Here is a 10,285-nt window from a genome sequence, read left to right as displayed (position 1 = left end):
AAATAGTAATTACCTCACTTTGAAAAAAATTATACTCCCCGTTTGCGGCCTCATATTTATTTTTTGTTCGGCGTCGATGTGGGGTTTTTATGCGCATCAGCAGATCAACAGGCTGGCTGTTTTTACTCTTCCTGTTGAGATGATCGGCTTTTATAAATATCATATTCAATACATCACCGAAAATGCGGTGAACCCGGATAAGAGGCGGTATGCTGTTGAAGGTGAGGAGCCACGCCATTTTATAGATATAGATGTGTATGGTGATAGCGCTGTCTACAAAATGCCGCGATACTGGCAGGATGCTGTTGAAAAATTTACGGAAGATACACTCAATGCCTACGGCATAGTACCGTGGCATGTCAACCTCATGAGGTACAGGCTGACCGATGCCATGAGGATAGGGGATGTTAAGGCTATTCTGGTGCTTTCTGCCGATCTGGGTCACTATATCGCCGATGCGAATGTGCCCTTGCATACCACGCAGAACTATAATGGCCAGTTGACAGGCCAGCATGGTATCCATGGTTTATGGGAGTCCAGGCTGCCTGAGTTGTTTTCTTCAGAGTATGATTTCTTTGTTGGTAAGGCCCGGTACATTGATAATCCGCAACTTGAGATATGGAACGGAGTGATCCAGGCGCATGAAGCTTTGGACTCTGTGCTGAACTTTGAAAGGAAACTAACGCAAGATACAGGGAGCGATAAAAAGTATGCTTTTGAAACCAGGGGAAACGCTACTGTACAGGTTTATTCCTCAGACTTCTCAAAGGCGTATCATAAAATGCTTAATGGTATGGTAGAGCGGCAAATGCGAAAGGCAGTCGCAATGGTGGGCAACTTCTGGTATACCTGCTGGGTGGATGCGGGACAGCCGGATTTGGATAAGTTGATTGGTTTTGAATTCAGCGAAGAGGAACTTGAGAAACGAAAAGCTGAACTTATGGAGTGGAAGAAAAAGAGATATGAGTCACGAGAGCATGAAAGTGAATAACTCCCGGAGCAAGAGAATGTTCCGGGAGTTAACAACGCTTTACTCACCACCGCCAAGAGGGTAGTAAACCTCGGTCACCCATTGGGAAGTATCACTGACTTGCTCAGGGTCAGTAATGTAAACTTCGTACGGGTACCCCACTATTTGAAGGTTGTTGGCTTTTATATATTCATTGACCTTTTCGTGGGTAAAGGGCAAGTTATCATAGTTTCCCTTATGAGTGGCTTTTACAGCTTTACCGCCAAGTGTTTCCCCAATGGTTATAGATTCATGATCTATTGTAGTGCCTTTTTGCACGGGCAGCCCGCAGATGATTTCCATATTGTCTTCATCAAATGACTTGTAAACAGCAAGCGGTGCTCCCGACATTTGCAGGTTTGAGGTTTGAGCCGCCTGCATGAGTTGACCATACAATGTGGCCATGGTTGAGCTTATAGCATCTGAATTCGATGCATCTGCCGAAGCCTCCAGGCCTATGTAGGTTATAGGCTCCACATCTACTACGGCTACAGCTATATCAGTGGCGGGTGCCGGTTTTGATTCGATATAGGTTTTTAGATCAGACAGGCCTTTTTCATAATCAGGTCCCAACATTGATTCCAGGTCAAAAAATACAGCGAAAGCCGGAGCAATGCCATGTAGTTCTTCTTCATAAGTCCAGGTTACCTTAGTGGCGCCATTTTCTGCGTCCTCAAGTACAAATCGTGCATTGGGTTCCCCCGGGTAACCGCCAAAGGCCATTCTGCTGTTGACCATTTTGTTTTCTTCATTCTCAACGATCCACATTGAGCCTGTGCCGACTTCCTTATGGTCACTCGTCCAGGTCATTTTTGTGCCTACTCCTGTTTTCGGGCCTTCATAGGTGTATTTTGTGTTTGGGTCTTTGGTAAACCAGGGTGACCATTTATTGAAATTTTCATAACTATTGAGTTCATCATATACCACAGCCGGGCTGGCATTGATCACTATTGATCGTTCCATATAGTATTTATCCGGGCCTGATAAGTATAATATCAATCCTATTAAAATAAGGATTCCTAGAATTACACCTATTACTTTTAGTGCTTTCATAATTATGGGGTTTTAGTATGGTTGATAAGGGTAAGTTAGAAAAAAAGGAGGGAAAAATAAACCCGGATATGCCTGCTTTCAGATGAACCGGATTTTTTGTAAATTGATATACCACCAAACTTCAACCTGCCATGGAAACCAAATCAAGCGCAAAAACCTATATTTCAGAAAAGTATGGTTTGTCCATAGCCTTAGGACTGATCGTGTTCTTTTTCATCATGCAGCTTCTCGGGTTACTTTATGTAGTTGAGCTGAGGGTAATGAATGTTGTTATTATGATTGCAGGTATCCTCACGGCGATCAAAACCCTTAAAAAGAAGGCCCCGGAGGAGTTTACCTATTTTAAAGGAATGGGCACGGGCATATTGACCGGTATTATAGGTTCCATTCTGTTTGGCCTGTTTGTGTTCTTTTATGTCTCGTTTATCGATACAGGTCTCATGCAGAGTATTATCGAAAATGAGCCCATGGGGAGGTTTATGAATCCATATATAGTTTCAGTAGTGATTGTGGTAGAGGGCATTGCCTCGGCGTTACTGGTGTCATTCGTTACCATGAACTATATGGATCCGACAAAACTGGAATGAGCCGCGACAATAATCTTTGCTGGCTCATCTCAAATAGCAGGGCAATTTACATTAGCTTTGCACCATGAATTATTTATCGGTAGACAAGCTTTCGAAGTCTTATGGCGCGAGAGTGCTTTTTCAGGAAATTTCTTTTGGGATAGACCAGGGGCAAAAAGTGGCTTTGGTAGGAGTTAATGGCAGTGGTAAATCCACATTGCTGAAAATACTGGCCGGGCTGGATGCCCCCGATTCGGGAGAGGTGGTGCTGGCCAATGATGTGAAGCTGACCTATCTGGGGCAGCAGCCCGACTTTGAAGTTGCGCAAACCGTGCTCGAAGCCGTATTGGATAGTACCGATGAATTACCTCTGCTGGTAAAGCAATATGAAGAGTGCCTGCTCAAAAGTGAAACAGACCCGAAAGCAGCCGATAAGATCACGTCCCTTATCTCCAGAATGGACGAACTCGACGGGTGGAACTATGAAGGGCAGGTGAAGGAGATATTGGGTAAGCTGGGCATATCTGATTTTCAACAGAAAGTCGGGGAATTGTCCGGAGGTCAAAAGAAGCGCGTAGGCCTTGCCAAAACACTTATTGAAAAGCCTGACCTTGTCATTCTCGATGAGCCGACAAACCATCTTGATCTTGATGCTATTGAGTGGCTGGAAGAATATCTTTCCCAAAGTCAGATGGCAATCATTATGGTTACCCACGACAGGTATTTTCTGGAAAGTGTCACCAATGAAATTATAGAACTGGATCAACATCAGATCTTCAAGTACTCTGGCAATTACTCTTATTTCCTGGAGAAGAAATCAGAAAGAGAGGAGCAGCAGCAAAGCGAGAAAGAAAAGGCCAAAAACCTGTACAATAAGGAGCTGGAGTGGATCAGAAGACAGCCAAAAGCCAGGGGTACCAAGGCTAAGTACAGAATAGATGCTTTCAAGGAAGTTAAAGAAAAGGCACACCAAAACCTTGAAAAACAGAAGCTTGAGCTTGATGTGAAAACGAGAAGGCAGGGCGGAAAGGTGCTTGAGATGGAGGCCGTGTCCAAGGGCTTCGGGGAAAAGCAACTGTTTGAAAACTTTAGCTATACCTTTAAAAAGGGTGAAAGACTGGGTATTGTAGGAAAGAACGGTACCGGTAAATCAACTTTCCTTAACATTCTCACCGGGCAGCTCCAGCCAGATGCGGGAGAGGTTTCCAAAGGAGAAACAACCGTAATGGGATACTACAAGCAAAAAGAGCCTGAGTTTAAACCGGGTATGAAGGTCATTGAAGTGGTGCAGGAAATCGCCGAGGTGATTACGCTATCCGATGGCAAGACAGTTACGGCATCAAGATTCCTTACCTTATTCAACTTTTCTCCAAAAGCGCAGTATGATTATGTAGATAATCTGAGCGGAGGGGAGAAAAGGAGATTACAGTTGCTCTGTGTGCTGGTACAAAACCCCAACTTCCTGATACTGGATGAGCCTACCAATGATCTTGACCTGATCACTTTGAGGACGCTGGAAGATTTTCTAAGCCAGTTCCAGGGGTGCCTGATCATAGTTTCGCACGACAGGTACTTTATGGATCGCCTGGTGGAACACCTCTTTGTATTTGATGAGGGTAAGGAGATCAAGGACTTTGCCGGTAATTATAGCATTTACAGGGAGTGGCTCAAGCAGCAGGAGGCATCAAAGCCGGAACCTAAAAAAGAAGAACCTCCAAAGCAGGAAAAGGTGAAGGATGATAACAAACGCAAGATGTCATATAAAGAGAAGCGTGAGTTTGAGTCACTGGAAGGTGAACTTGAGGAATTGTCGAAAAAGAAAAAGGAGCTGATGGAGCGTTTGAATTCCGGGGAGCAAGACCACAATTTACTTATGGAGTGGGGTGAAGAACTAAAGAAAATTGAGGAAGCTATCGATGAAAAGGAACTGCGATGGCTTGAACTGTCGGAGATGGAGTAGTTAAGGCCATTTTATTTCAATTACTTTTTCAGGGCTGGCTACCGTTGAGAAACGGGTATTGTCAACCCGCTTGACAATAAGTTTATTCCTGCGAGGCTTTGCTATTTCCTGTGAGATAACCTGCGTCCTGTCTTTCTTGTGAAAAATCACGGTATTCATGCCGGCTATTTCCAGTTCAATGGTGTCCGCAGTCGCCAATATTTCTTGATGTGCAGGCTTTACTTCCTGTTGGTTCAAAAGCCGGATTATTTTCCTTGCGTCCGGTACACCGTAACCCAGGTAGTTGTTGGGGTAAGGGTACAGGTGAGACGATCGCTTGATCAGGTCGATAACCTCCTTATTGCTTATAGCAGGTCTTTGTTGCATAATAGCAGCAATTAGACCTGTAATTACAGGCGCGGAGAATGAAGTGCCACGACCGGAAAAGCAGGCGACTTCTGGTTTTACATAAGCTAAGCCTTCGGGGCCTATGGAACTATAGCCTTGCCGCTTCCAGTGAAGAAAACCGGTAGCACCTACTGCCAGTACCCCTTCTGCATCTGCCGGAATAGAGATCACCCCGAAGTCGTTAGCACCATCATTGCCGGCAGCAATCACTAAGATCATATTCTTTTCCCGGGCTGCGATAGTGGCTGCTTTAGTTATAGCGGCAGATTGCCCGTCTACATCCCGGGGATGATAGTTTTCGTTAGGGTTGTCGTATCCGGTGGAGTAGCCTAATGAAGAATTGACCAGCCTTATACCGTGGCCATGCATCCATTCCAGGGCCGCAATCCAGTAATCTTCTTCACCTCTGTATTCTTTGTCGCCCTGATCAGTACGAGCTAGGTAGTAAGTGGATTGACTGGCCAGACCGTAATGTTTGTTGTTATCTTTGCTGAATCCGCCGATAAGCTTCCATACTTTGGTGCCATGGTCATCATCGTGCTTACGGGATCCGGCAAAAGGGTCAGGAATGTCTTTTTCGATAAAATTATGATAATAGGAGGGGCCGATTTCTTTTGAAAAACGGTTCAGCGATTCTTCTTTATCCGCATCAAGAAAGCCGCCGTCAATAATACCGATTTTTACCCCTTTGCCATGTAGCCCCATCGTAATCAGGGTATCAGCATTGAGCTGTTGCAGGGCATAAGTCTGGTTGTTTACTATGGCGGAATAGGCGTAAACCTTAAGTTCCCTGCTCACAGGCTGGACATTGTCTACAAAATCAAGGTTTTCAAGGAGTTGTATCCTGTGTTGTTCAGTGGCAACACTTACAGCATTTAACCATTTTGACTGATGGATGACGGGTATATTCAGAGCCGACAGGCTGTCGAGGTAGCTTTTGTTTAGTGGCAGGTCATAAAAATCGGTGCCTGGAGCTTGTTCAGTGCCCGTTTTGTCTTTAAAATATATCCAGTATTTTTGTTGAGCTCCTGATTCAGCCGCCAAAAACAGAAAAAGAATGATATGAAGGTAAAACTTCTGCATAAATTAAATCTACACTTTTTCAGGTTGAAAATAAAAGCACTAAAACTAAGAAAAATAACAGGTACAAAGCAGTAAGGAGCCATCCAGTCACGGCCGTGATGACTCAGAACTCAAGACTAAAATCTCAAGACTATGAAATATACTCCCCTTACAAAAGATCTTTTTATAGAAAACCGGAGAAGGCTGGCGAACGAGATGAGAACCAATGCCATCGCCATTTTTAATGCTAATGATATAATGCCTACCAATGCAGACGGTACTATGCCGTTCAGGCAGAACAACGACCTGTATTATCTGTCAGGGATTGATCAGGAAGAAAGTGTACTCGTGTTGTACCCGGACTTTCATGATAAAAAGCTGCGCGAAATACTTTTTCTCAAAGAAACCGATGAAAATATTGCTATATGGGAAGGACATAAGTATACCAAGGAAGAGGCAACCGAGGCTTCTGGTGTAGAAAAGATCTTTTGGCTTTCTCAGTTTGAAGGAGTTTTTAACACACTGATGGCCGAGGCAGAATATGTGTATCTGAACACCAATGAACACATCAGGGCCGATGTGGCCGTGGAGACCAGGGATGTCCGTTTTGGTAAATGGTGCCGCGACAAATATCCAGTTCATAAATATGAAAGGTCCGCTCCACTGATGCATAAACTGAGGGCGATTAAGTCTCCCAAAGAGATTGAGGCCATGCAAACAGCTTGTGATATCACCGAGAAAGGTTTCAGACGGGTGTTACAGTTTGTAAAGCCGGGAGTGATGGAATATGAAGTAGAGGCAGAGTATATCCATGAGTTTATAAGAAACCGATCTCGTGGCTTTGCTTATATCCCGATCATTGCTTCAGGTTTTAATGCCTGCGTGCTGCATTATATTGAGAATAGCAAGCAATGCAAGGCCGGAGATGTACTTTTGATGGATGTAGGGGCCGAGTACGCCAATTACAATGCCGATATGACCCGCGCCATCCCTGTAAGTGGTAAATTCACGAAGAGACAAAAGGATGTTTATAATGCCGTGCTTCGGGTAAAGCGTGAAGCGATGAAAATGCTAAGGTCTGGAAATACTATTCCGGAGTACCATAAAGAAGTAGGTAAGATCATGGAAAGTGAGCTTTTGGGGCTTAAACTGCTGGATAAAACTGATATAAAAAAACAAGACCCGGATAAACCGGCATATAAAAAATACTTCATGCATGGAACGTCACATCATATCGGGCTTGATGTGCATGATGTAGGCAACATATACAGGGAAATGCAACCGGGTATGGTATTTACCGTAGAACCGGGCATATATATCAGGGAAGAGAACCTTGGTGTCAGGCTTGAAAACGATGTGGTTATTACGGAGGACGGACTCAACGATCTGATGAGGAACATACCGATAGAACCGGAAGAAATAGAAGATCTGATGAATAGCTAAGTTAATTCTCTGATATTCAATTCTTAAATTTCACGGTTGAGTACATGAATTTGACCGTTCAAGTAACCATATAATAATAATTGAGTATTTATGGCTAGATTTCATTCAGGTCATAAAACTCAATTATCATGTTAAAAAATCTTTTTAAGATAGCCATCAGGAACATCCTGAAAGAAAAAGGCTATAGTGCAATCAATATTCTTGGTCTGGCTATCGGTATTACATGTAGCATGTTTCTCGGGCTTTACATCATGGATGAGCTCAGCTATGACAGGTACCATGAAAATGCCGGGAATATATATCGCGTGGTTTCTAACATTAAGGAGCCCGACAACTCATTTACATGGGCAGTGGCCCAAATCCCGATGGCAGATGAGCTCAGGCAGAATTACCCTGATGTTGTCAATACTGTTCGCTTTTTTGGGCTTGGAAGAAACCTGTACACATACGAAGACAAATCTTTTTACGAAGAGGACGTGTTCCTGGCAGATTCAACGGTATTCGACATGTTTTCTTATGAGTTTATAGCCGGTGACCCGCAAACCGCGCTTGATAAGCCATACTCTATGGTCATTACCGAAAGTATGGCAAATAAGTATTTTGGTACCACCGATTGCCTTAATCAGTCGCTTACAGATCAGGACAATGATCAACTAAAAATTACAGGTGTAATTAAAGATGTTCCTGCTAACTCTCATTTCCGGTTCGATGGACTCATTTCCCGTAATTCTGCACCGCAATATCAGGGTAGTTGGGGCAATTTTGGGGTTTTTACCTACATTCAACTGCCTGAGGGCTATAAGCCTGCAAATTTTCAGACAAACTTTGATAAAATAGTCAAAGACCATGTTAACCCGATATTTGAGCAATTCAAAATTACTATCAATTACGAACTGCAACGGATCACTGATATTCACCTTTATTCAAAAATTCAGGATGAAGCCGAGGAGGGCGGAGATATTTCTTACATCTATATTTTTGGTGCTGTAGCCATTTTTATGCTGATTATTGCGGGCATCAACTATATGAACCTTGCTACTGCCCGCTCTACGCAAAGGGCTAAGGAGGTAGGTGTCAGGAAAGTGATGGGAGCTGGCAAAAAGCAGTTGATTAGCCAGTTTATGGTGGAGTCGGTGGTAATGAGTTTGGTAGCGCTGCTGGTTAGTATACTTCTGATATACGCCTTGCTTCCGGCCTTTAATGACTTGGCCAACAAGCAGATAGAAGTGGGGTATTTGTTGCAGGGCAAGGTGCTTGTTGCACTTTTTGCCATAGTCATTTTTATTGGAGTAATCGGGGGGAGTTATCCGGCCTTCTATCTTTCCCGCTTCAACCCGGTAAATGTGTTAAAAGGCAAATTGTCTTCAAGAGGAGGCAATACCATATTGAGAAAGTCCCTGGTGGTTCTTCAGTTCAGCATTTCAATCTTCATGCTGATCTCCACACTGGTGGTGTTTGATCAGCTTAGGTTTTTGATGAATAAAGACCTTGGATTTAATAAGGAGCAGGTTTTGAGGTTTGAAATGCCCGATGAGCAGATGCGTACCGCGTATAACGGACTACGTCAAAAGCTCTTGAATAATCCTGATGTTACCAGTGTGGCTTCATCCTCATCAAGCCCCGGAAACAATGTCAATAAAGTGATTTTTAATGTTGAAACCGAAGAGGGCGAGATGAACGAACGCGGCATAGACTTTTTTATCGCCGACTTCGATTTTATAGACGCTATGCAAATGACTATTGTGGAAGGTAGAAATTTTTCAAGGGATATCCTTTCTGACACTTCTTTGGCGGTACTCGTCAATCAGTCGATGGTAAACAGGATGGGGTGGACTGAGCCTTTAGGTAAAAAATTTGATATACCTCAGCAGGGAGATACTGTGATCACCAAGCGGGTAGTAGGAGTGGTGAAAGACTATCATCAGAACTCCCTGTATGACGAAATAGAGCCATTAATGATCATGTATGGCCAGAACAACTACTATGGTTATGTGAAACTGAAAACATCCGATATGGCAAAGACAGTGGAGGAAATCGACGCAGCCTGGCGGCAAACGTTTGTCAATAAGCCTTTCGAGTACAACTTTCTTGATCAGGATTTTGCCTCGCAATATGCCTCAGACAAAAGAAGGGGTGATATTTTCACCATATTTTCTTCACTGACCATCGCTATTGCTTGTCTGGGACTGCTCGGCCTTACTGCATTTACTACGGAGAGGAGGACTAAAGAAATAGGGATCAGAAAGGTAATAGGAGCCAGTGTAAAGAGCATTGTGGCATTGCTATCCAAAGAATTTGTGGTGCTGGTGCTGATAGCTACCATCATAGCTTTTCCTGTAGCATGGTACTTTATGGATACCTGGCTACAGGCCTTTGCATACCGCATAGAGCTAAAAGATGAAGTGCCTACTTTTATACTTTCTGCAGTAATAGCACTTTCTGTTATTGTGCTTACCATGAGTTATCACACCATCAGGGCCGCTATTTCCAATCCGGTTAATGCCTTAAAAGACGAATAAAAACGGGTATTGCCACTGTTTAAAGTCTCCGTTGTTGAGGAATATTTTCCTCAGCAATCGGAGACTAATTTACGCTTTAGCTTCTGTTCTTAAATCAGACACCTGCTTTTCCTCGATGTCTGAACCCTTCCAGTAACGGCTGCCGAATATCACTTTCTGATACTTTATTAGTACCTTATTTGCCCAAATTGTCACTTTCTGTGTGTTTTCTCTGACAAACCTTGCAATTATATACAAGGCAATGGCTGAATATATTATCGTTAAAATAGTTACAAACATTGTTTTT

Annotated in this window: 8 protein-coding genes; 5 read left to right on the top strand and 3 right to left on the bottom strand. The window is 43.4% G+C overall.

Features of this window, described 5'->3' with window-relative positions; genetic code table 11:
• The first annotated feature begins 19 nt into the window (after positions 1-19).
• Positions 20-991 carry a zinc dependent phospholipase C family protein gene (locus tag E1163_RS06635; RefSeq protein ID WP_425482683.1) on the top strand — a complete coding sequence of 324 codons (972 nt, stop codon included), beginning with the start codon at positions 20-22 and terminating at the stop codon, positions 989-991.
• 39 nt (positions 992-1,030) lie between these two features.
• On the opposite strand, the gene E1163_RS06630 is transcribed toward E1163_RS06635, so the two are convergent.
• Positions 1,031-2,062 carry an SRPBCC family protein gene (locus E1163_RS06630; protein ID WP_155170653.1) on the bottom strand — a complete coding sequence of 344 codons (1,032 nt, stop codon included), beginning with the start codon at positions 2,060-2,062 and terminating at the stop codon, positions 1,031-1,033.
• 131 nt (positions 2,063-2,193) lie between these two features.
• Between E1163_RS06630 and E1163_RS06625 the strand changes: the two genes are divergently transcribed.
• Positions 2,194-2,649: a DUF4199 domain-containing protein gene (locus E1163_RS06625; RefSeq protein WP_155170652.1), complete on the top strand. Its 456-nt coding sequence runs from the start codon at positions 2,194-2,196 to the stop codon at positions 2,647-2,649.
• A gap of 64 nt (positions 2,650-2,713) precedes the next feature.
• Positions 2,714-4,588: an ABC-F family ATP-binding cassette domain-containing protein gene (locus E1163_RS06620; protein WP_155170651.1), complete on the top strand. Its 1,875-nt coding sequence runs from the start codon at positions 2,714-2,716 to the stop codon at positions 4,586-4,588.
• Here E1163_RS06620 and E1163_RS06615 read toward each other — a convergent pair whose 3' ends face one another.
• Positions 4,589-6,058: a S8 family serine peptidase gene (locus tag E1163_RS06615; protein WP_155170650.1), complete on the bottom strand. Its 1,470-nt coding sequence runs from the start codon at positions 6,056-6,058 to the stop codon at positions 4,589-4,591.
• A gap of 132 nt (positions 6,059-6,190) precedes the next feature.
• Here E1163_RS06615 and E1163_RS06610 point away from each other — a divergent pair, with 132 nt between their 5' ends.
• Together E1163_RS06610 and E1163_RS06605 are read left to right on the top strand one after the other, a co-directional pair.
• Positions 6,191-7,480 (top strand): aminopeptidase P N-terminal domain-containing protein, encoded by a 1,290-nt coding sequence (locus tag E1163_RS06610; protein WP_155170649.1) that lies wholly within the window; start codon positions 6,191-6,193, stop codon positions 7,478-7,480.
• Between the two features lie 128 nt (positions 7,481-7,608).
• Positions 7,609-9,999, top strand: coding sequence for an ABC transporter permease (locus E1163_RS06605; protein WP_155170648.1), 2,391 nt, complete (start codon positions 7,609-7,611; stop codon positions 9,997-9,999).
• A gap of 69 nt (positions 10,000-10,068) precedes the next feature.
• Here E1163_RS06605 and E1163_RS30950 read toward each other — a convergent pair.
• On the bottom strand, positions 10,069-10,285 hold a 217-nt coding region (locus E1163_RS30950; protein WP_221417952.1), incomplete at its 5' end, for a hypothetical protein.

The sequence above is a fragment of the Fulvivirga kasyanovii genome (assembly GCF_009711405.1).
GTDB lineage: Bacteria > Bacteroidota > Bacteroidia > Cytophagales > Cyclobacteriaceae > Fulvivirga > Fulvivirga kasyanovii.
This window is presented reverse-complemented; position numbering and strand designations above follow the sequence as displayed.